The organism is Pedobacter steynii, from assembly GCF_001721645.1.
Lineage (GTDB): Bacteria > Bacteroidota > Bacteroidia > Sphingobacteriales > Sphingobacteriaceae > Pedobacter > Pedobacter steynii_A.
On the sequence record NZ_CP017141.1, the window covers coordinates 946793 to 969645 of the forward strand.

Annotated in this window: 20 protein-coding genes; 11 read left to right on the forward strand and 9 right to left on the reverse strand. The window is 42.5% G+C overall.

Annotated elements, in window-relative coordinates:
- Positions 1 to 450 (forward strand): DUF2059 domain-containing protein, encoded by a 450-nt coding sequence (locus BFS30_RS03795; RefSeq protein ID WP_069378048.1) that lies wholly within the window; start codon positions 1 to 3, stop codon positions 448 to 450.
- Here the strand turns inward: BFS30_RS03795 and BFS30_RS03800 are convergent.
- Genes BFS30_RS03800 through BFS30_RS03810 form a run of 3 tightly spaced genes read right to left on the reverse strand, consistent with a single transcriptional unit; the run spans position 447 to position 5164 of the window.
- The gene (locus tag BFS30_RS03800) at positions 447 to 2204 is read right to left on the reverse strand and encodes an ABC transporter ATP-binding protein (RefSeq protein ID WP_069378049.1); all 1758 of its coding nucleotides are present in this window, start codon (positions 2202 to 2204) and stop codon (positions 447 to 449) included. The two genes, BFS30_RS03795 and BFS30_RS03800, sit on opposite strands and share 4 nt — an antisense overlap.
- Positions 2188 to 3924 (reverse strand): ABC transporter ATP-binding protein, encoded by a 1737-nt coding sequence (locus BFS30_RS03805; RefSeq protein WP_069378050.1) that lies wholly within the window; start codon positions 3922 to 3924, stop codon positions 2188 to 2190. The genes BFS30_RS03800 and BFS30_RS03805 overlap by 17 nt, the downstream gene beginning before the upstream one ends.
- 19 nt (positions 3925 to 3943) lie before the next feature.
- The gene (locus BFS30_RS03810; RefSeq protein ID WP_069378051.1) at positions 3944 to 5164 is read right to left on the reverse strand and encodes an ABC transporter permease; all 1221 of its coding nucleotides are present in this window, start codon (positions 5162 to 5164) and stop codon (positions 3944 to 3946) included.
- Positions 5165 to 5245: 81 nt separating this feature from the next.
- Here BFS30_RS03810 and BFS30_RS03815 point away from each other — a divergent pair, with 81 nt between their 5' ends.
- On the forward strand, positions 5246 to 6517 hold the full coding sequence (locus BFS30_RS03815; RefSeq protein ID WP_069378052.1) for an exo-beta-N-acetylmuramidase NamZ domain-containing protein: 1272 nt from the start codon (positions 5246 to 5248) through the stop codon (positions 6515 to 6517).
- A gap of 10 nt (positions 6518 to 6527) precedes the next feature.
- Positions 6528 to 6740, forward strand: coding sequence for a hypothetical protein (locus BFS30_RS03820; RefSeq protein WP_069378053.1), 213 nt, complete (start codon positions 6528 to 6530; stop codon positions 6738 to 6740).
- 18 nt (positions 6741 to 6758) lie between these two features.
- Here the strand turns inward: BFS30_RS03820 and BFS30_RS03825 are convergent, their stop codons facing one another.
- Entirely contained in the window at positions 6759 to 7817 is a 1059-nt protein-coding gene (locus tag BFS30_RS03825) for a DNA topoisomerase IB (RefSeq protein ID WP_069378054.1), read from the reverse strand.
- Between the two features lie 60 nt (positions 7818 to 7877).
- Here BFS30_RS03825 and fmt point away from each other — a divergent pair, with 60 nt between their 5' ends.
- Complete coding sequence (gene fmt / locus BFS30_RS03830; RefSeq protein WP_069378055.1) at positions 7878 to 8798, forward strand: methionyl-tRNA formyltransferase; 921 nt, start codon at positions 7878 to 7880, stop codon at positions 8796 to 8798.
- On the opposite strand, the gene BFS30_RS03835 is transcribed toward fmt, so the two are convergent.
- Together BFS30_RS03835 and BFS30_RS03840 are read right to left on the reverse strand one after the other, a co-directional pair.
- Complete coding sequence (locus BFS30_RS03835) at positions 8766 to 9611, reverse strand: aminotransferase class IV (RefSeq protein WP_069378056.1); 846 nt, start codon at positions 9609 to 9611, stop codon at positions 8766 to 8768. The two genes, fmt and BFS30_RS03835, sit on opposite strands and share 33 nt — an antisense overlap.
- On the reverse strand, positions 9612 to 10643 hold the full coding sequence (locus tag BFS30_RS03840) for an RluA family pseudouridine synthase (protein ID WP_069378057.1): 1032 nt from the start codon (positions 10641 to 10643) through the stop codon (positions 9612 to 9614).
- Between the two features lie 352 nt (positions 10644 to 10995).
- Here BFS30_RS03840 and BFS30_RS03845 point away from each other — a divergent pair, with 352 nt between their 5' ends.
- A complete protein-coding gene (locus BFS30_RS03845) occupies positions 10996 to 11868 on the forward strand; it encodes a 1-aminocyclopropane-1-carboxylate deaminase/D-cysteine desulfhydrase (RefSeq protein ID WP_069378058.1) in 873 nt (290 codons plus the stop codon).
- On the opposite strand, the gene BFS30_RS03850 is transcribed toward BFS30_RS03845, so the two are convergent.
- Positions 11861 to 12250 carry a VOC family protein gene (locus BFS30_RS03850; RefSeq protein WP_069378059.1) on the reverse strand — a complete coding sequence of 130 codons (390 nt, stop codon included), beginning with the start codon at positions 12248 to 12250 and terminating at the stop codon, positions 11861 to 11863. The two genes, BFS30_RS03845 and BFS30_RS03850, sit on opposite strands and share 8 nt — an antisense overlap.
- Before the next feature lie 97 nt (positions 12251 to 12347).
- Here BFS30_RS03850 and BFS30_RS03855 point away from each other — a divergent pair, with 97 nt between their 5' ends.
- The 6 genes from BFS30_RS03855 to BFS30_RS03880 all read left to right on the forward strand — a co-directional run bounded on the left by BFS30_RS03855 (position 12348) and on the right by BFS30_RS03880 (position 21494).
- A complete protein-coding gene (locus BFS30_RS03855) occupies positions 12348 to 13139 on the forward strand; it encodes a class I SAM-dependent methyltransferase (protein WP_069378060.1) in 792 nt (263 codons plus the stop codon).
- Between the two features lie 260 nt (positions 13140 to 13399).
- Complete coding sequence (locus BFS30_RS03860; RefSeq protein ID WP_069378061.1) at positions 13400 to 15037, forward strand: DUF3472 domain-containing protein; 1638 nt, start codon at positions 13400 to 13402, stop codon at positions 15035 to 15037.
- A gap of 212 nt (positions 15038 to 15249) precedes the next feature.
- Positions 15250 to 18093 carry a TonB-dependent receptor domain-containing protein gene (locus BFS30_RS03865; protein ID WP_083251947.1) on the forward strand — a complete coding sequence of 948 codons (2844 nt, stop codon included), beginning with the start codon at positions 15250 to 15252 and terminating at the stop codon, positions 18091 to 18093.
- Positions 18094 to 18127: 34 nt separating this feature from the next.
- Complete coding sequence (locus tag BFS30_RS03870; protein WP_069378063.1) at positions 18128 to 19366, forward strand: hypothetical protein; 1239 nt, start codon at positions 18128 to 18130, stop codon at positions 19364 to 19366.
- 242 nt (positions 19367 to 19608) lie between these two features.
- On the forward strand, positions 19609 to 20985 hold the full coding sequence (locus BFS30_RS03875) for an aspartate kinase (RefSeq protein ID WP_069378064.1): 1377 nt from the start codon (positions 19609 to 19611) through the stop codon (positions 20983 to 20985).
- Entirely contained in the window at positions 20985 to 21494 is a 510-nt protein-coding gene (locus BFS30_RS03880; RefSeq protein ID WP_069378065.1) for a GNAT family N-acetyltransferase, read from the forward strand. The genes BFS30_RS03875 and BFS30_RS03880 overlap by 1 nt, the downstream gene beginning before the upstream one ends.
- 16 nt (positions 21495 to 21510) lie before the next feature.
- Here BFS30_RS03880 and BFS30_RS03885 read toward each other — a convergent pair whose 3' ends face one another.
- Positions 21511 to 21888 (reverse strand): iron chaperone, encoded by a 378-nt coding sequence (locus BFS30_RS03885; RefSeq protein WP_069382287.1) that lies wholly within the window; start codon positions 21886 to 21888, stop codon positions 21511 to 21513.
- A 49-nt stretch (positions 21889 to 21937) separates the two neighbouring features.
- Complete coding sequence (locus BFS30_RS03890; protein WP_069378066.1) at positions 21938 to 22843, reverse strand: AraC family transcriptional regulator; 906 nt, start codon at positions 22841 to 22843, stop codon at positions 21938 to 21940.
- Between the last annotated feature and the right edge of the window lie 10 nt (positions 22844 to 22853).

Sequence of the window (22853 nt, forward strand, 5' to 3'; positions counted from 1 at the left end):
ATGAAAAAAATCTTCTTCATTCTCGCCCTGATATTTTCCACCGCATCATTATCCTTTGGTCAGGATAATAATGCCCTTTACAAAGACAAACTGAAAGAAATGATGCAGGTTTCCGGATCCATCGAAAGCTATAAAGTCGTCATTGTTCAAATGATGAAGATGTTCAAAGAGCAAAAAACTGAAGTCCCCGTTGAAGTATGGACACAACTTGAACAATCCTTTCTGGAAGCCTCTCAGGTAGAACTGGTAGATATGCTATTGCCGATCTATCAAAAACACATTAGTCTGGATGACCTTAAAGCCATTATTGCTTTTTATCAAAGCCCCGCAGGAAAGAGATTTTCTCAAAAAACACCAGTCATTATGCAGGAATCTATGCAGGCCGGACAACAATGGGGAGCAAAACTAGCTGAACAAATTCTGGATAAATTAAAGGAGAAGGGCTATTAGCTCTTCCTCTTTCCTTTTAACAGCATATCCATTGCATGGTCAAGTGTTCCCGCCCTTAACACCTCTCCAGAGTTCACAAAAAAGATTTCATCTGCATTCTCAATGGTATTCAGACGGTGGGCAATAATAACCAGTGTCGTATCTTTAGACAGCTTTTTTAAGATCTTGCCCAGCAATTGTTCGGTGATGGTATCAATGTTTGCAGTAGCCTCGTCCAGAATTAACAGGTCAGGATTACGCAGCACCGCCCTCATAAAAGCAATCAGCTGCTTTTGCCCAAGACTGATGTTATCGGACCCGGAGGTAACAGGAGTCTCCAGTCCCTGGTCAAATATGGCCAGCAAGGCTTCCAGATTTGCGGCTTTGATCACTTCCTCCAGTTGTCCGTTCGAGTAATCTTTATATTTGCTATTGCCATACAGGATGTTGTCTTTCACTGTTCCACTAAACAGAAAAGGCTCCTGTAAAATAAATCCGATTTTACGGCTTCGTTCTTCATCTGTATAAGAACGAATATCCTTGCCGCTAAGCAGGACGGTTCCTTCAGTGGCATCATACAATCTGGCAATCAGCGATGCAGTAGTTGTTTTACCGCCTCCGGTAGGGCCGATCAGGGCGTATGTTTTTCCCTTTTCCAGGCTAAAGTTTATGTGGTGAAGGATTTCATGTCCGGCAGTATAAGAGAAATGAACATTCCTGAATTCCAGCAGTGAGGCAGAACTCACTGCAGTTTCATTTACCTGCTGCAAATCATTTTTCATGGAAAGAATCTGAGAAATCCTATCCCAGCCCGCCATGGCAACCTGAAAGTTAGCCCATAATGCCGCCAGTTGCCTTAAAGGGTTATAAAAATTAGTCGCATAAGAAAGGTAACTCACCAGTAAACCAATGGTAAATTCACCGGTAGAGATCAGGTAAATTCCGTACAGCAATACGATCAATTGTGCCATACTGGAAAGCAACCCATAGACCGGCATCAAAATATTATTGGCCAACCCAGCTGCAATCGCCGTCCGGTAATTCTGTTTATTAGCGCCCTCAAACCTTTTTCTAAAATAGTCTCTGCGGTTAAAAGCAATGATGACTTTGAAATTGTTCAGACTTTCCTGAATCTCGGCGCTCATCCCTCCCACACTTTTTAAATTTGCGGCATTTCTCCTTTTTACCCACGGAGAAACCACTGCCGTGAAGATCAGGATCAGCAAGGCGGGTCCAAGTGCAGCGGCTCCAAGCTTAATATTGATGAGCAGCAGGAAAATTCCGGCCCCCGTCATCGTGACAATACTGCCAATAAACTGCATCAGCGACTGAGAAAAAAACTGATTAATTTTATCGGTATCGTTATTCACCCTCGAAATCAGATCGCCAGCCTTATTCTCATTAAAAAAAGCAACAGGAAGCTCCTGTAACTTGTTAAAAACAGCATTCCTTAGCGTATAAAGCATACGTTGTCCCACACCGCCCATCAGTTTTGTCTGCAGGTATCCGGTACAAAAAGCAGTCAGGTACATGCCAAACAGAATTCCGGTAAACAACAATACGCCATCATATTTTCCGGTACGTACATAGGTATCAATGGTATGACCTATTAACAATGGTCCCAACAACAACAAGGCAGAATTCAACAGAATAATGCATACGGCAATCCATAAGTTTTTCCGCTCATTGCTGATCAACGCAATCAGTTTCTTTAAGGCCTGATACGTAGATTGCTTTTCCTGCGGGGTGGTGCCCTGGTTAAGATTGTAATTCATAATTGCTGGTACTCTGTTGTGAATTGTAAATCTGAACATATTCAGGACTGCTTTTCATCAGTTCTGTATGGGTCCCCTGAGCAACGATCTCCCCCTGCATCAATACGATCACTTTATCGTAATGTGCTACGGAGACGATCTTTTGCGTCACAGAAAGTAAGGTGATGCCCGGATAATTTCGCTGCACATTTTCCAGGATTCTTTTTTCAGTATTGTGGTCTACACGGGAAGTAAAATCATCCAGCAGTAATACTTTAGGGTTTACTGCCAGGGCCCTTGCCAGCATGATGCGCTGTTTTTGTCCGCCTGAAAGATTGGATCCACGTTCGGAAACAATGGTATTCAGCTGATCGGGGAGTCCGGAGATAAAATCATTCAGCTCAGCAGTCTCAATGGCTTTTGCCAGAGATTGATCGGTAACCGTATCACTAAATGCAATATTTTCCCTGATGCTCATGTTAAAGATAATGCTATCCTGAAAAACAAAGCCCACCTGCTGATGAAAAGCTTCCTGGTTATAATCGGTAATAGGATGTCCATCAAATAATACGGCTCCCGACTCCGGATGAATGAGTCCCGTGAGGATATAAAGCAATTGTGATTTTCCTGCTGCCGTAGGGCCAATAATAGCGGTCTTAGAACCCGCTTTTAAAGAGAAGGAAATATTTTTCAGCGCAGGCTTCTGTTGATAAGATATGGAAACCTCTTTCATTTCCACATCGCCCTTTAACAGGCTACTGATCGTTCCCTCAGCAGGAGTTTCAGCAATGTTTAACACACCTTCTATTCTTTGATAAGAGGTGGTGGCCTGAGCAATCACATTGCTCATAAAACCGATCACCAGAATGGGAAATATCAATAAACTCAGGTAACTGTTAAAAGCGGCAAATTCACCCAGTGTCATTGTTCCCTGAATCACGAAATGCCCCCCTAAAGCAAGAATCGTTAATCCCGCCATATTGGCCACAAAAATAATCAGTGGAATCAGTCCGGCAAATAACCTGAGAATAGATAAACCAAGATCCCTCGCCTGTGTATTCGCAGACAAAAATTTATCATACTCCAGTTGCTGCGAATTGATCACCCGGATTAATGCAGCGCCTAAAATACTTTCATTGATGACTTTATTCAGCCAATCGATCACTTCTCTGCTCTTTTTAAACAGGGGTTTAACTTTACTCAGCACCAGGTAAAAAGCAGTCCCGATAATGGGAACAATCGCAATTACCGCCAAAGCCAATCTCCAATTCAGACTAAGTAGCAGGATACTGGCACCTATAATCAGAAATACTGAAGAAGCAATAGAAACAATCGCCTGTGAGACAAAAGATTTGATGGCATCTACATCTGTGGTCAGGTTGGTCAGCAGTTTGGAAGGATTAGCCTTCTCTATAAAAGCATGACTCTGACGGGAAATCTGATCAGAAAGACGGGTTCGCAGATCTCTGGCCACACGCTCTGAAGCATAAGTCTGTACCACACTTTGCAGGTAAGTGAAGACGAAAATAAAAACAATAGCCAACGCAAAGGTGATAAACACTTCCCGGACCTGAAAAGTCCCGGCAGTATAGGCATCGATACCATTCGCTATAATTTTAGGAAGTAACAGATTGACCCCATTGCTGAGAAGCGCCAGAAATATCAACAAAAATATCATCCCCCGGTAGGGCCTTAGCAGACTAAAAACACTTGACTTCTTCCCTGCGGATGTTGCTTTCATATACCTAAAGATGAATATATTATTTGAACCTGATCGCTTTGAGCGGAGAAATTTTGCTGACCAGCATAGAAGGCAGGATCAATACCACAAAACAGATCAGTACCGTACAAACGTTTAACAGCAACACTTCTGAAAAATGAATTTCTATAGGTACATAGGATAAATAATAATTACCCTGATCCAGCTTAAACAGATGCGTATACTTTTGCATGAAGCCTAAACCAAGTCCCAGAATATTTCCTAATAACAGGCCGATGCCGACCAGATAGATGGCATTGTACAGGAAAATTTTCATCACGCTGTAATCCGTCATCCCAAAAGCTTTCAGCATACCAATCATATTGGTCCTCTCCAGAATCATTATCAGGAGTGCAGTAATCATATTGATTACCCCAACAATCATCATTAAGATCAGCAACACTCTTGTATTTACATCCAGCAGTGATAACCAGGTAAAGATGGCAGGAAAAAACTCAGAAACCGATTCCGACCGGAGGTTCACTTCCAGGTTAGAATAGATATCCTTGGCAACCAGTTTCAGCTTGGAGAAGTCTTTGATTCGGACCTCTATTCCCCCGATTTCATTCGGAGACCAGTTGTTTAACCTCCGGATCACATTCAGATCCCCCAGTACAAATCCTTTATCGATCTCTTCAACCCCCACACTATAAACCCCTACAATTTTAAACTTTCGGCTTCGCGGAGGGTTTTGTACGAAATTCATAATAAAAGAATCCCCTGTTTTCAGTTTCAGGCGGTCGGCCGTAAATTGGGAGATCATCACCTCCTTCATCGCCTCAGCGCTGTCGGCAAAATTAATCACCCTTCCGCTGATCAGCCGTTCCCGGATATAAGTCCAGTTGAAACTCTTATCTATTCCTTTGAAATTAATGCCTTCAACTTCATCATTAACGGAGATGATTGCCGGTTTCGTCGCATAGGGTTGAAAATAGACAACATCCTTATTTTTTTTCAGGTTATTTATCGTTTCTGCTTCAGGAACAAATGGAGTAAGCTCGAAAGAATTATTCAGGTCAAATTTGAAAATGCGGACATCTCCGATATATCCCCGTACCTTTTCCTGAATCTCTGTTTTAAATCCATTGATAATGGCGACCGACAAAATCATTACCGCCAAACTCAGCATCACCCCTGCTATCGCAATCCGAACAATCAGCTTGGAAAAAGTACGTTCAGATTTAATGGCAATCCGCCCTGCTATAAAATATTCTGTATTCAATCTTTTGCTATAAATGGTAACTTAGCAAAAATGCTCAATTGATTTTGATTTAAAGTTATAATTATAAAAAAAGGTTCCTTAATGAGACAATCACTTACCTATATCTTACAGGCTGCATTGCTGACACTTGGACTTCAGGCCTGCGCCTCGAGCAATCCGGTTAAAACTCAAGCCACTGTGAGCAGTACTCCGCTAAAAGATACCCTTTCCCGAAAAGTGAAAGAAACTGTAATCCGGACGGGAGCAGAACAAACAGAAAAGTACCTGCCTTACCTGAAAGGGAAGCGTATAGGAATGGTAGTCAATCCCACCTCCGTAATCGGAAAAGAAACTTCTGTAGACAGTTTGTTGGAACTGGGTGTAAATATTGTAAAGATCTTCGGTCCGGAGCATGGATTTCGGGGAGATGCCAGTGCGGGCATCCATGTTAACGATGCCGTTGACACAAAAACAGGAATCAAAGCAGTTTCCCTTTATGGAAAACACTCTACTCCTACCAAAGAAGACCTCTCTGATGTAGACCTGATGATCTTTGACATTCAGGATGTCGGCGTTCGTTTTTACACCTATATCAATACACTTCAACATGTGATGGAGGCTTGTGCCGCAGAAAACAAAGAAGTGTTGATCCTGGACCGTCCGAACCCCAATGGTTTCTACATTGATGGCCCGATTCTGGATCCGAAACTGGTTTCGGGAATAGGCCTGCAGGCGATCCCTATCGTGCATGGACTAACTGTTGGAGAATATGCGCAGATGCTCAACGGAGAAGGTTGGTTAAAGAACAAGCTCAAATGCAAAATCAAGATCATCACAGTAGAGAACTATAACCATGATCTTCCATACGATCTTCCGGTGAAACCTTCGCCGAACCTGAATACCCAGCAATCGATCCTGCTTTACCCAACATTATGCCTGTTTGAAGGAACTTACCTGAGTCAGGGGCGTGGTACGCTATTTCCCTTTACAGTTTTGGGTGCCCCGGCATTAAAAGGGAAATACGATTTCAGCTTTACTCCTAAAAGCATTAAAGGAATGGCTGAAACCCCATTGCATCAGAATAAAGCCTGCTATGGAATGGACTTAAGAGATTACGACCTTTCAAAAATCCGCAGGGACAAAGCCTTAAATTTAAACTGGCTGATAGCATTGTACAATGCTTATCCCAATAAAGCAGATTTCTTCAACACTAAACTCAGCACACAAATGGGTAATTTTGATAAGCTTGCCGGAGATTATAGCCTGAAACAACAGATCATCTCCGGAAAGTCGGAACAGGAAATCCGTGCCAGCTGGGAACCTGGACTAACAAAGTATAAAACAATGCGTCAGAAATACTTGTTGTATCCTTAAAAAGGATCTTATGAACAGCGAGCCCAAAAAGAAAAATGAAAAACCTGGCAGCAATTATCTGGAGGAAGTTCCTAAAGACAAAGTTCCTGCCGGAGACAAAGCAGTAAAGAAACCGGAAGATAAAGACTACCGTAAAGAAGAAGCCAGCTTTAAGAATCCGGCGAAAAAGAGGGAGCAGGAAGAACAACCTGTTCATCCGATAAAAAAAGCGCCTAAAGAATAATTATAGCCCTGAAACAATTCAGGGCTTCTTTTTTTTCTGTACAGCTCTTAAGAACGACATCAGTACCTGTTCGTCATTTTTAATTCCAGCCAGGGTATCTGTCTCTTCTTTTTTTATTCTCTTCAGGTATCCGGTCAGTTCTCCCCGTTCAAAGGATTCGAGTAATAGCGGATATACATAAGCACTCTTGCATACGGCACGCGTATTTCCAAGCCTGGAAGCCACGCAATCCAGTACTTCAACAATGACTTTTTTCCTTGACTTTTCATCATCGGCAGCGACAGCACTACAGACCGCCAGTTGTCTCAGTGCTTCCAGGGTTCCTCCCCAGGTCCGGAAATCCTTTGCAGTAAAATCATTTCCGGTGATCTCTTTGATATAGTTATTGACCATTCCCGAATCTATGGACTTACGTTCTTCATCTGCAGTATAATATTGAAACAGGTCCTGTCCGGGAATCTCTTTACACTTCCTCAGTAATCTGGACAAGGTTTTATCATTGAGACTCAGCTCCTGCTGTACCCCTTTTTTTCCTACAAAGCTCAACGACAAATGATTTCCATTGATCTTAACATGTTTGTTTCGGAGTGTGCTCAGTCCATAACTTCCATACAGCTGTTTATAAGATTCGTTTCCCACACGGATCAGGGTCTTCTGCATAAATTCCACACAGATGGCCAGGACTTTCAATTCATCAAAATTTTTTCGTTTCAGGTCTTTTGCAATTCTCTTCCTCGCACCTGGCAGGGCTTTACCAAAGTCCAGTAGCCTGAAATACTTACTATCCGAACGCCTGGAGGTCCATTCTGCATGGTAGCGGTATTGCTTCCTTCCCGCAACATCTATTCCCGTGGCCTGCAGATAACCGTTCTTCTTCGGAGAAATCCAGACCTCTGTCCATGCCGGAGGAAGCACAAGCATCTTGATCCTGTCCAGGTCATTTTCATCCGCTATCGGATTTCCCCGAGCATCTACATAATGAAACTTTCCAGGCTTACCTTTCCTGTATATCCCAGGCTTGCTGTCCGTTACATATACCAATCCTGTTGATTTGAGCTCTTCCAGTGTCTCCACCATGTATTTTGAATAAAATATGCGTAAAATTTTTAGTTATTTTGTTATCTAAAACAAAGGACGATGAGATTAGTTTTTATGGGCACCCCCGATTTTGCAGTAGCTTCTTTAAATGCTTTGGTAGAAGCAGGATTTGATGTAGTTGGCGTCGTTACAGCTGCTGACAAACCTGCTGGAAGAGGACAGAAACTACAGGAAAGTGCAGTTAAACAATATGCTGTAGCAAAAGGCCTGAAGGTATTGCAACCCCTGAAACTAAAAGATCCGGAGTTTATTGAAGAGTTAAAGGCGTTAAAGGCAGATTTACAAGTAGTAGTTGCATTCAGGATGTTACCTGAAGTGGTATGGGACATGCCTTCAAAGGGAACAATCAACCTGCATGGCTCGCTCCTTCCTCAATATCGGGGAGCGGCGCCGATTAACCATGCTATCATTAACGGAGAAAAAGAAAGTGGGGTAACTACCTTTTTCCTGAAACACGAAATAGATACAGGCGATGTCATCTTCTCTGAACGCGTAACTATCGGCGAAGAAGAAACTGCAGGAGAACTACATGATCAGCTCATGAATGTAGGCGCAGGCCTGTTAGTGAAGACCGTAAAGGCTATTGAGGAGGGGAACTACGAAGAACAGCCACAGCCACAACACGAGGAACTGAAACATGCGCCGAAAATATTTAAAGAAAATTGTCAGATCGACTGGAATCAGCCGGCAAGGACTATCTATAATATGATCCGCGGGCTCAGTCCCTATCCTACCGCCTTTACCAGGCTCAACGACAAAACACTGAAAGTATTCCGCGCAGAACTGGAAGAAAAAGAAACGGGCATATCAGCCGGCGGATTCTTATCCGATGGGAAAACCTTTCTTAAATTCGCGGCAAAAGACGGGTTCATCAAGCTGACAGACCTTCAATACGAAGGAAAGAAACGCATGTCTGCAGAAGAATTCCTAAGGGGTTATCGCATTGAGTCTGGCGCTTAAATCTTTGGAGATTTCGTTAAAATAACGTTTCCTTCCATAGCCCATCACCCACCTGATCCCGCCGGTTGCATTCGTGATAAACACCTCTTCTGCTTCTTTAAGCACTTCAGGGTTAATCTGCGCTTCAATAAGCGGGATGTCATTGCTTTTAGCCATATTCATCACCACACTACGCATGACTCCTGCGATGCAGCCTTCGGATAAAGCAGGGGTATAAATCTGTTTATCGTAGACCACAAACACGTTAGAGCTGATGCTCTCACATAGAAAGCCGTGCTGATTTAAAATGAAGGCTTCATCCAGGTTATGTTGTTTTTTATACAAACCCGCCATTACAAACAACAAAGAGTTGGTGGTTTTATAATTGGATAATTTGTTAACAGGTTTGGTGAGCTCATCGTAAACATCGACAATGAGTCCTTTTTTATTCAGCTCATAAGTACTTTGAGGCAACACCGATGCTTCCAGTACATAGCCGGATTTATTGCTCTCCGGAGTATACAAACCTTCTCCTTCTCTATAAACAGAAAGACGGAAACGGACATTATCCTTCAGCTTGTTCTTTTTACAGAGCTCCGCTGTTTTCTGCTTCAGAAAGTATTCGTCCATCAGGTTGCTGCCATCCATCTTCAAAGCCCGCATTCCGGCCCTCAGCCGATCAGCATGCTCTTCCGCAAATTTCAGCTTCCCATTGTTCATACGCATGGACTCAAACAAGCCATCACCATATCTGAATGCACGGTTCTGCACCCCGAAAACAGGATGATTTGCCGCTATAAACTCATCGTTATGTAAAATGTATTCCTGTTGCATTTAAGAAGGCTCGACAATGTAGTTTCTCCATTTGTTTAATACGGAATCAAAATCAGCAGGTAAAGCAGCCTCAAATTCCATGTATTCTTTAGTGGTCGGATGGATAAACCCTAAGGTCTGGGCATGTAATGCCTGACGTGGCAACATCTCAAAGCAGTTATTAACAAATTGCTTGTATTTGCTGAAGGTCGTTCCTTTCAATATTTTATCGCCACCATAATTGGCATCGTTAAATAAAGGGTGTCCGATATGTTGCATATGCGCTCTGATTTGGTGTGTGCGGCCAGTTTCCAGCTGACAACTGATTAAGGTTACATATCCTAAACGCTCTAATACCGAATAATGTGTTACAGACCACTTACCTTTTTCTTCATCATCGTAAACATCCATCACAATCCGGTTTTTTGCACTCCTTCCAATGTATCCGGTAACGGTTCCATTTTCCAGAATATCTCCCCAGGCCATAGCAATATATTTACGGGTAATGGTATGGTCAAAAAACTGCTTTGCAAGTTTGGTCATCGTGATCTCGTTTTTACTGATCAGCAACAAACCGGAAGTATCCTTATCAATCCGGTGAACAAGGCCTGGTCTGCCTTCATTTCCCGGTAATTGCGGTAATTTTTCAAAATGGTAGGCTAAAGCATTTACCAGAGTCCCGGTATAATTATTAAATCCCGGATGAACAACCATGCCTGCAGGTTTATTTACGACCAGTAAATCGTCATCTTCATAAACAATATCCAATGGAATATTTTCCGGATAAACTTCCGTATCTCTTGGTGGATGAGGAAAGACAATCGAAATCTCGTCTGCAGGTTTTACCTTATAGCTCGCTTTAACAGTGCCTTGATTAACCAACACATTTCCGGCATCAATAGCATTCTGAATACGATTGCGGGAAGCATTCTCCATGCGCCCCATTAAAAATTTGTCTATTCTTAACAAAGACTGTCCTTTATCAACAACAATATTAAAATGTTCATATAAATCCTGCTCTTCTAATTCCTGCACGCTGTTGCTATTTTCCATGAAATGTATCTCTGTTTATGATTGAGGACGCCTCATTATAGGGCCGTTCCATTATGCAAAACTAACCTTTAACAATTACATAATTGAAAAAAAATAAATTGGTCTGCTTTTTGTTAATCCCGTAGTCCATTAACAAATTATAATTTTTGTGAATTCTTCAGGGCTTAGGCTTATAATACAGCGGGTAGCAAAGGTCTCGACGAATCAGAATTGTTAAATTTTAATTCCAGGATTATGAAAAACTTTACTCAAAACGTTAAAATCATCTTAAATTTTTTCCCTTACTTACTAAGGAAAATCTATTTTAAGCCTTAATTTACCACCTTAGGAAAAGGCTTCTATATTTGTAAACATGTTTACAGATATCTATAGCCCGCTTCAACAATTAAATCATCCTGTTCTTCCACAATTCTGGATGAAAAGGGATGATTTAATTGATCCTTATATCTCTGGAAATAAATGGCGTAAGCTTAAATATCTGATATCGAAAGCTTTTAACACGCAGAAACACCACCTGGTTACTTTTGGAGGTGCTTATTCCAACCATCTTGTCGCCACCGCTGCTGCTGCTTCCAAAGCAGGATTAAAGTCATCCGCTTTTGTACGGGGGGAAACTGTAGAAAATGAAATGCTCCTGCTTTGCAGGCTTTTCGGAATGAGCCTCATCTTTACAGACCGAACCAGCTACAGGAATAAACCCCAGCTATTTCAGCAACATTTCGGAGCAGATCCTCAGGCCCTTTTTATAGATGAAGGAGGTGCAGGTCCAGAGGCGGTAAAAGGTTGTGCAGAGATCATCGCAGAACTCCCGACAGACATTAGCCATATTTTTTGTGCTGCCGGAACAGGCACTACCGCAGCAGGACTGCTGAAAGGAATTCAGCAATACGAATTAAAAACTACCCTCCATGTGGTTCCGGCATTAAAGGGAGGTCGCTTTATTGAAGAAGAGATCCTAAAATATACAGGCAATACTGATCAACTGGTATTACATACGGATTATCATTTTGGCGGATATGCAAAAACACAACCTCTCCTGATCAACTTCATTAAAGATTTTGTCAGTAAACAGGGCATATTAATCGACCCGGTATATACCGCTAAAATGCTATATGCCATCGAAGACCTTTCTTCCAATCATTACTTTAAACCGGAAGATAAAATTGTGGCCTTGCATACCGGCGGACTATTAGGGCTTCTCGGTATGAAAGAGAAATTTAATTAGGAGCAGAATGTAAGGCTACCCTGTTTCCCTCAGTGTCCAGAAAAACAGCCATATTACCATATTCCGGAGAAATCTCCGTCTTAGGAACAAGAATTTTTCCGCCTGCTGCTTCGATCCGGTCCAAAACGAACTGCACATCGGGATTGGCATTTAGATAAATCAAGGTTCCACTGTCTGCTGAAGCCTTATAGAAATCTTCGGATTTAGCCAGTGCCCCTCCAATCCCCTCCATCATATTTTCTACCGGAAACATCCGCATTTCAAAACCAGGCATCTCCATTGGGATCATTTGAATTTCAAAGATCGCTTCATAAAATTTCTGAGCCCTATTGATGTCCGTTGCCGGGATTTCAAACCAGCTCACTACATTTTTAAAAATCATATCCTTAAATATTAATGATGAAATACATATTAAATATAATAAGAAAATTACTACCGGCGTTTATTAAATTAGCCACGAAGAATGCTAACCTTAAACTATGGATTTATACCATCAAACCGCGCTAACCTATAACACAACCAGATCTGCCGATCCCTATATAAAACAACGCCTGGCTGCGCTGATCGAGAATAAAAACGGGAACAAAATTCTTGATGTAGGCTGCGGAACAGGTAACTATACGATTGAGCTGGCCAAAACCGGCTTAGATATGTACGGTACGGATCCCTCGGATCAAATGCTGAAGATTGCAGAAGAAAATGCGGATCAGGTAAACTGGAATAAAGGATATGCAGAGAAGATAGATTTCCCTGATGCCACTTTTGATGGTGCCATTGCCACCTTAACCATTCACCATTGGATTGACCTGGCTAAATCCCTCCAGGAATTATACCGGGTATTGAAAGCAGGATCAAATCTGGTCATCTTTACCGCAACCTCCGAACAAATGAGAAATTACTGGCTGCATCATTATTTTCCAAAGATGATGACCGGAGCCATGAACCAGATGCCCTCTTTTTCAAAGATATGGGAGTATGGTACTGATGCAGGTTTTGAAATTACCAAAACAGAAAAATATTTTGTCTCCGGAGCCTTACAGGACCTGTTTCTTTATTCCGGAAAACAAAAGCCGGAAATGTATCTCGATCCTGAAATCAGAAAAGGAATCTCCTCTTTCAGTGATATTGCAGAAGCTGATGAAATCACTTCCGGATTAGAATTACTGGAACGGGATATCAAATCACATAAGATCAATATTACCCGCGACAAGTTTGATGACCGCATGGGTGATTACCTGTTTATCGTTTTAACCAAGTCAGAAGAGCCTTAGAATCCTTGTCGGCTAAACACAAACGTTTGCATCACTGATAAAAGTGGAAACGGAGGCAAAAACAGCCTGCTTCCTAAGGTTGAAAAGTACCAAAAATGACAAATAATTCATTCCAAAGCCCCTAAAAATGGTCCTTTAGCGGTTGGAGGCATAAATTTCCCTGTTTTGGTCTACACAACCGTTTGCGTAAAGGAAAAAGATATCATTCCCATTGTTTTTCAGGAACTTAAGGTTAATCTAAAACCTAACTAACCAAGACTATGAAATCAACCTATCTTTTTTCCTGGCCAGTATTGGCCCTGCTCTTTCTATTAACTGCCTGTCAGAAATCTTTGGTTCCTGAGCACAAAGTAACATCAGGAACAAGTGCAGCAGCTATCTCAGCTACGGAAAATGCAGCCCCGTCAGAGCACATTTACTTTAATTTCCCCTCGGATGCCATCGTTAAACTTCACAAGATAAAAATTACGCAATCGGCCAATGCGGAATATTTTTCTGTGCACAACTATGCCGGCGGATATGCTGGTTTACAACAAACACCCGACAACTCTTTTGGTACTCCAAACATTCTAATTTCTTCTTTATGGGACCCCAATACTGCAGGAGGCATTTTTTCTGAAGTAGCCTATAAAGCTCCAAACACGATAAGTAGCAGGTTTGGAGGTGAAGGTGACGGATATAAAACCATTAATCCCTACCAATGGGCGCTCAATACCTGGTACAATATCGCACTCAGAGCCTGGAAACTGAATGGAAAATTGTATATCGGCACTTTTATTCAAAACATGGCTACCGGAACCTGGTTTCATACCTCCACCCTCGCCGTTCCGGAACGGACCACCTTTCTGGGATCAGGTAACGACGCCTTTCTTGAAAACTGGACCGGTTACGATCCTGCCTATGACGGCCGCTTTATCAGAAAAGCCTTCTTCAAAGATTGCTGGAACCTGAGTACGACCAATACCTGGGAAAAGCATACCAGCAGAAGCTTCAGTGCCAATGCCGGGGATCAGGGTAGAAACGGAATTTACGACCGTGCTTTTAATTCAGGTTATGATACAACCGAAGACGCTTATTTCATGGAACATGGCGGTACGGTACAACCCAGTGCAGGATTCGGAACAGGAAGAACACTGGCACTTCCGGTTCAAACCAATCAAGGAACCGCACCAATACTAACGCTTGCAGAAGTACAGTCTGCAACGGCAACCAGCAGTGGCAATACCGTTACGGTTAACTGGACAAATAATGCAGCAAAAAGCCCTCAGTTTTCTTCAAAAGTAGAGTTACTGGATCCTTCCGGAGCTGTTGTAGCTACCGTAAATGAAGTTCTTCCTCAAAAGAGATCTACTACCATTTCCAGCACATTAGGCACAGGAACCTATTCAGTTAGAATTACCATTACAGACATTTTTAACCAGAACTCAAGCCCACTGACCATTCCGGTAACTTCAGGCATATCCAGCAGCACCTGGTACAAAATAAAAAATGCATCCAGTGGCCTTTACCTGGCATTGGAAAACAACAGTACTGCTAATAGTGCTTTCCTTATACAGGCAACCAGCAGTACCGGAAACGGACAAAAATGGAAGTTTAATACGCAGGGGACTTCCTATGTGATTGTGAATGCCAATAGCAATAAAGCCATTGACATCTCCGGAGGAACCCAGACCATGGGGGCAAATGTAATTCAATACACGATCAGCAATGCGGTTAACCAGCAATGGAACCTGGTTTCTGCCGGAACAAACAAATATGTAATTCAAAGCAATATGTCCAGTCATTATGTGCTTGATAATCCCGGCAGCAGCAGTACCTCCGGTACAAAAATCACACTGTATTCCATTAATGGGGCGACAGGATCTCTAAATCAACAGTGGATACTGGAAGCCCAATAGCTTTAAAAACAACAACAATTTGCTTAAAAAAGAGAGAAGGTCTACGGCCATCTCTCTTTTTTTTAACCGGTTTCCCTCTCTTTTTCATAAGATTTGACTTTCTTAAAGGAATTGTTACCTTTGCGGCCGATTAGCTTATTTAGATTTAAACTAAATAACTAAGCGCATCTTCTGAGGAGATGATCGTTTCTGCGAACAATTAGAACACACATATGAATAATTTTTTTACCATTTTAGGGCTATCTATGCTCCTTTGCACTACGGTACATGCGCAACTGATCAAAGGTACCATATATGATAAAAGTACGGGAGAAAGCATCATCGGAGCGAGTGTCGCCATCAAAGAGCGGCCAGGAAAAGGAGTCATGGCAGATGAAAAAGGTCAATTTATCATCCAGTTGCAATCCGGCGAAACCCTGATTGTTAAAATGGTCGGCTACAAAACTTTTCAAAAGCAATACGAATTCAGCGCAGATCAGCAAATCAGCATATACCTGGAATCCGGACTTTCCTTAAATGAAGTCATGGTTACCGCCAGTTTAGCCAACTCCAGAAGCAAAAAGGCAATTGGAACGAATGTAGACCATATTGATGCAGCAGCTGTTGCCGCAACAAGTAACCCTTCTTCACTGGCAGATATCGTCAACGGCAGAATCAGTGGTGCACAAGTGTACAACACCAATGGAAAGGTGGGAATGCCTATCCGTTTCGATATCCGTTCTGCGGCTACGTTCAGCATGGAAAGAGATCCGCTGATTTTTATCGACGGTGTCCGTTACAACAACAGCAATACTGCTGATGTGAACTCTTCGCAGGAAGCAATGAGTGCGTTAAACGACCTGCCTTTAAATGACATTGCCTCGATTGATGTCATCAAAGGACCTGCGGCGGCGGCCTCCTATGGTGCAGAAGCGGCAAATGGAGTCGTGATTATCCAAACCAAACGCGGCTTAAGCGGACAAAAAGGAGTCGCGGTAAATGTTAAATATACCGGTGGCTTTAGTGAATTGGCGAGAAAATATGATCAGTTTGTAAACAATGACCCCCTGAATGATTTCTTTGTCAAAGGAGCACAACAACAATTGTACGCCAATTTAACCGCGCAGTTAGACCAGAATAACAGCATTTTCTTTTCTGCAAATACCAATAAAAATGAAGGAATAGTACCGGGTAACGAAGACAACAGACATACTTTCCGCGCAGGATATGACCTGGTAAAAGACCGTTTTAAGTTATCAGTGACGGCCGGATATGTTAAAGGAAAGCTCAGCATCCCTCAATCTGCTTCCGGACGTGACGATGCGATATGGAACCTGATGAGAGACCGTACGCCATGGCCTTTTCTTTCTGAAGAGACCTGGAGAGCCATTCAAAAACAATACGACAACGACCGCTTTACCGGAAGTGTAAAACTAGGTTATACCTTACCGTTTGAAATAAAAATGGAAACCCTGATCGGGCTTGACCTGAACCATATCGATGGTTTAAACTACCTTCCTTACGGATACCTGCAAGGCACCAACAGTACCGGAGCCAAACAGGTCAGCACCCGTCGCAATCAGAATATGAACTGGGATTTTAAATTGTCCCGTAATTTTATGTTCAGCCCGAAATGGCAATTGAACCTCAGCGTACTTTCCCAACTCACCAGTGCTATAGAGCGCGTAAACGGAATCAGTGTCAGAAACTTTGCAGTACCGGGCATCAGTAACATTGCCTCAGCAGCAGAAATTTTGGGGGTTACGGATAGTGACTACGAAAAACGTACCCATGGTTTATACGGAGAGGCTTTCCTGAGCTACGACAATAAACTATTTATCAACGCCGGATTGAGGAGGGATGTTTCCAATATGATTGGCGCCAACGTAGCCAATATCTGGTATCCTACAGTAAGTGTGGCGTATAATGTTGCAGACCTGCCTTTCCTGAAAGGAAAAGTAGAGGAATGGAAATTCAGGGCAGCTTATGGAGAATCAGGTCGTCTGCCTTATCCAAATGATGCACAGACAGCCTACCTGGTAGAAAACTCTTCTTTTGGAACGATGGTAAGACCTTTGAGAAAGGGAAATCCGGACATCAAACCTGAAAGAACAGGAGAACTGGAAATGGGAACAGACATCAGCCTGTTTGGACAGCGGTTTGGCTTTACATATTATCAGCAACACACCCGCGATGCCATTGTATATACCACCCTATTGCCTTCACTGGGCTGGCCTTCCAGCTTAAGCGGAGATTATCCAGAGAATATCGGAAAGATCCAGGGAAAAGGAATCGAAGTAACTTATAATGGTCGGGTATTTACCAGCAGCAATAAAAAACACAGTCTGGATATCTTTGCAATCTTCAACCATCAGTCCAACAAAGTGGTCAATTCAGGTGGAAGAGATATCCTGAATACCGTGAATCTGATTCGTGAAGGATTACCTGCATTTGCCTTTTATTCTAATGTGTCTGAAGGTCCGGTTTTCAACGCAAAGGGAGAATATACCGGTGCTAAAGAAAGCGGCCTGAAAGAATTAGGAAAGCCCTTCCCTACTTATAATGGTTCATTCGGATTCGGACTTCAGCTGTTTGAAAACTTACGACTGCAATCACTTTTCACCTATTCAAAAGGAGCTAAGCTTTATAACATCTCTCATCGCAACGTAGCCATGCAAGGCACAAATTTTAAAGCAAAAGAAACTTTAAAAGAGCAGCTGGCCACTCAGACTCCCGGTACAACGGAGTATATCGCAACCGCAACACAGTTGTCTAAATATGAAGGATCCAGAGGTGATTTCATCCAGAAAGCAGATTTCCTGAGATTGAGCAACCTGACCCTGTCTTACGATCTGGGTACCTGGGCAAAAAAACAAAGTAATGGCGTATTGAAGCGTTGCGTGGTTTCTGTGACCGGAAACAACCTTTGGTTAAGCAGCAATTATGGTGGAGCTGAGCCTCAGATTGATTCTCAGGGCGGAAGTAAAAGAACCAGAGGAATCGGCTACCTGTCGTCAGACTGGACCACTGTTCCTGCTCCCCGCACTTATGCGTTTAGTTTAAATATTGGATTTTAATAAAGGCTGATTTTAGCCTTTCGATATAGATAAAATGATGTTAAAGAACACAAAAAGCTTTTTAGGTACAGCAGCAATGTTTGTGATTGCATTCAGCTTTTCCTCTTGCGACAAATGGGTAAATGATTCAAAATTACCTACCAATACCGTTGATGAATCCCAATTGAACAACATTCAGATGTTGGGGCGCATAGAAAAAGGAAATTACGTATACGGACCAGTCATTGCCGGTGTATGGCGCGCCGGTGCAGCCTCTGCTTCAGACTTACTGGTAGCTTCAGGAGCAATTGCGGACGAAATCGTACCCACCGCAGTACCAAACTCACCATTCTATAAAGAACTGGATGAGGATAAACTGAGCCCGGACAATACTTCACTTTTTAGCGTATGGTCTAATGTACAGAACTACAGGGCCCGGGCAGAAGATGCCATTAAAATTGCAGATCAATTGAACCCGGCTGATGCGGATCAGATTAAAATCAAACAATCAGCGACGTTCAATGCCAAACTTCATGCAGGTTATGCCTGGATGCTGATGGCTGATTATTTCAGTGTGAGTCAAACCAATCAGGCCGTTTATGCGGATCATCAACTGGTAAAACATGCCGATGCTTATGCGAAGGCACAACGCTATTGGGAAGAAGCCTTACCTCTGGCCAATGATCAGGAAAAAAGGTTGCTGCATTCCTTATTGGCGAAACTCGGAATTCACACCAGCAATTTCCCGCTTGCAGTATTACACATCAACCAGTCCTTCCAGGCAACAGAGAATTTCTCCTTCCTGAATACCGTAGGGACTACCAGCAATGCATTCTTTACGGCCCTGAACGTGAATGTAAGGGATGCGGCCGTAGATCCTACCCTGGTTGCACAACTAAAGTCAGTAGCAGAACAGAGCCGGATTCCGGTAATCAAAGCGCCTAAAGGCCATTGGTCATTAACCTATTATAAGGAAAGAGACCCCCTGTTGGTAACCGATGCAGAAGAAATGCAACTGATCAGGGCGGAACTGGTGATTCGTGGCTTAATTCCTGGAAATGCAGCAGAGCTGGTCAACACGGTGATTCAAAAATATGATGCCAGCGGAAACTCGGATCTCAAAACGCCGTTAACTGATCTGTCTTCACTTACCGCCATCCGAAGGATCTTTTTACCCTGGAGAGGTACCCGCTTAATTGACCTGAGAAGGTTCAATATCGATGGCGACTTAAATCCAGGTTTTACCAAAAGGAATTGGCACTGGATCAGTGTTCCCGAAATTGAAACCCGTTAAGACCTGAAACAGGTATTAAACACCCCTTAACATTTAAGGATTATCATAACCTCCGGTCCGAGATCAATCTCAGACCGGAGGTTATGCTTTTTCATCAAAATGAAAAATACCTCGTAACTCCATTATGAATCCATAAAAGCATAAAAGGAGATTGCACTCTCCCCAAATAGCAAGATCATCATTATGGGGAACGGAAAAAATCCTGTAATTTTAGGCGGAAACTAAGTCGTTATAAACCTTACATGTTAACAGTAGAAAAAATAGGCGGCACTTCAATGAGTGCCTTACAGGAAGTCATACAAAATATCATATTATTTGAACGTACCGGTGAACAATTATACAACAGAATATTCGTAGTCTCTGCATTCTCAGGGGTTACGGATCTCTTGCTGGAGAACAAGAAAACCGGTGCCCCAGGTGTTTACCATCGCATTGCAAAACAACAGGATTTTCATCGTCCTTTAAAGGAGCTTATTGTCAAGCTAAAATCCATCAATAAAAAATACGTTGATTTAGGTCTGGATCTTGCGGTTGCTGATCGTTTTATCGAAAACCATGTTAAAGAAGCACAGACTTATCTGGAAAACCTGGCCAATATTCTGGCTTCGGGTTACGTGAGCAGGGAAGGAATCCTTCAGGCTGCCCGCGAGATCCTTGCTTCCATCGGAGAAAGCCATTCGGCATTCAACTTCACCAATATTCTCCTAAACATGGGCATCAATACCCGTTTGGTTGACCTGAGTGGATTTGGTGATCACCGTCCTTTTACCATTGATCAGCGCATTAAACATGCCTTCAAAAACATTGATTTTGAAAAAACCATCTGCATCACTACCGGTTATGCAAAAGGTACAGAAGGGATCATGCGGGAATTCGACAGGGGTTATTCCGAAGTTACCTTCAGCAAGATTGCCGAATTTTTAAAACCACAGGAGGCCATTATACATAAAGAATATCATCTTTCTACCGCCGACCCGGCATTGGTAGGAATAGAAAACTGTATCCCGGTCGGTTATACCAATTATGATATCGCTGATCAGCTGGCGGATGTAGGTATGGAAGCCATCCATCCTAAAGCTTCAAAACCACTGGAAGTAAGTGGCATTCACCTGAGAATCAAGAACACATTTGAACCTGCACATCCGGGGACTTTGATTACCCGTGAATTTGTATGTGAAACAAAACGTGTAGAGGTAATCACCGGAACAGATAAGCTGATGATGATTGATGTTTATGACCCCTCGATGGTAGGAAATGTAGGTAGTGATCTTCAGATCATGCAAACATTTTTCGATTATAACGTGAGTTATACCTTCAAATCAACCAGTGCCAACAGCATCTCTATTGTGATCTGGGCGCGTGATTTCAATAAAAAACTCATCAGCAAACTGGAAGAGGATTTTGAGAAAGTGACGGTAGAAAACGTCGCCATGGTCTGCCTGCTGGGTACCAATATGGACCAACCGGGCTTACTGGCAAAAAGCGCTGCAGCCCTGACCGAAGATGGAATTAATATCAAGAGTGCCGGATTTGCCTTAAGAAAAGTAAATATCCAGTTCTTAATTGATCCGGAACATTTTAAAAGAGCGATTATCGCGCTGAATAAAGCAATGGGCTAATGACAAACAGAATTTATCTCGAGAAATTCTCCGGCTATGCCGATTTCCAGGACTATTACCTGCTGGTTTCTAACGAGCAGGTAATGGCTTACGTGACCGAAAAGGCCATCCCTCTGGAAGAGGCAGCTGCAGACTTTGAACAGATCCTTAAAAAGAATGAAAAATATCCTGATTTTGGACGTTTCAAAGTTTTTGATGCAGAGACCAGACAATTTATAGGCCTGGGGAAACTGGACCTTAGCGATACCGTCTCTGGCGAGGCAGAACTGGGCTATATACTGTTACCTGAATTCTGGGGGAAAGGTTTTGGAACTGCAATAGCGCTGCATTTAATGGCCTTAGCCGAAGCAACACCATTCCTCAACAAAATTACCGCCATCATTGATCCGGCTAATATCGCTTCCAGGAACATCCTGATCAGGCAGGGTTTTATTTCAGAATATATTGGCGAAATAGAAGGGCTTCCCGGAGAAATACTGGGTAAAAAGATGATAAGACAGGAAAAGTAGATAGAAAATAAAATACTTAAGCTTTCTTTTTAGCCGCTTTTTCCAGGTTTTCCTGAACCCGGTATTCCACAATTTTTGTAATCAGGGTTAAAGGCATGGGCTGATCGATTGGAAATTGAATTGATCCTTTCCCGCTTTTATAAACGGAGAGCTCTTTTTGAAAGGCTTCATTTCCTGTTGGCAATGCATAAAATCCAATGTGTTTTTTGTAAGCTGCAAAGTAGACCAGTATCCCCCCACTATCCTTAAAAGCTGGCATGGCATAACTAATTGTTTCTTCTGCCATCGGTGCTGCCTTTTTAATGGTTCCCCGGACTCGCTCCAGAATAACCTGTACCTCTTTCGGAAAGGCAGAGATATACTCGTCTATGTTTTTAGGTTTCGCGGTTTCCATATCGATATATTTGGTGCCACCAATATAAAAAGATTCTAAAATTTCCGGGCTATCCTCTTGCAATTAAACCTGCGCCGCTTACATGATGATAAGCATCAATATAAGCTCTTGGTGACTGGCCGGTAATGCTTTTAAATACCCTGTTGAAATTGGTGAGGCTATTGAAGCCAGCCTTATAAGCCACTCCGGAGATACCAGCTGCCTTATGACCGGCAAGCAGGCTTTTACAGGCATCATTTACCCGTACCTCATTTAAAAAGGAGACAAAGGTATGTCCGGTATGCTGCTTAAAATAACGGCAAAAGGCCTGTGGAGTCATGTAGGCCTTTTCCGCAATATCATCCAAAGTAATCTGCTGATTATAATTCCTCATGATAAAATTGATGATGTTACTCAACCTTATTCCTTCATTTTCAGAAATATCAGAAGAATAAATCTCCGGACAAAGCGCCTCTACACCCTCGCTTATCCCCTGAAGGGTATTCAGCAGCTGAACGAGATTAAACAAAACATCTGTTCCTGAAGCTTCATGCACCGCAAATATTTTAGCGGAGATCTCCTTACTCCATTTTCCGGGTATTTTAAACCCATGTTTGTTGTTCTTAAAAAAGACGTTCAAAAGCTTCATTTCCGGTAAATCGAATAAAGCTTTCAGAATTCCTGATGGATTAAAATAAAGGGAACAGGCACGGATATTTTTGCTTTCATCGCCGACAAAATAGGCCGGACTGGATTTAAAAAGATGAGGTAGATTTGCACCAATCAGAAATACGTCCCCTGCAGAAAAGGAATGCATGTTGTTCCCTGCAATCAGTGTTCCCTCCCCTTCCTGAACCCAGGTGATCTGCCATTCATCATGACGATGAAGGTACTGGTAGAAATGAGGCTGGCAGATATGCTCTGATATCACACTCTTATCATCCGGTACAAACAAGGTAAATGGAAATACTTTCATATTTGGTTGC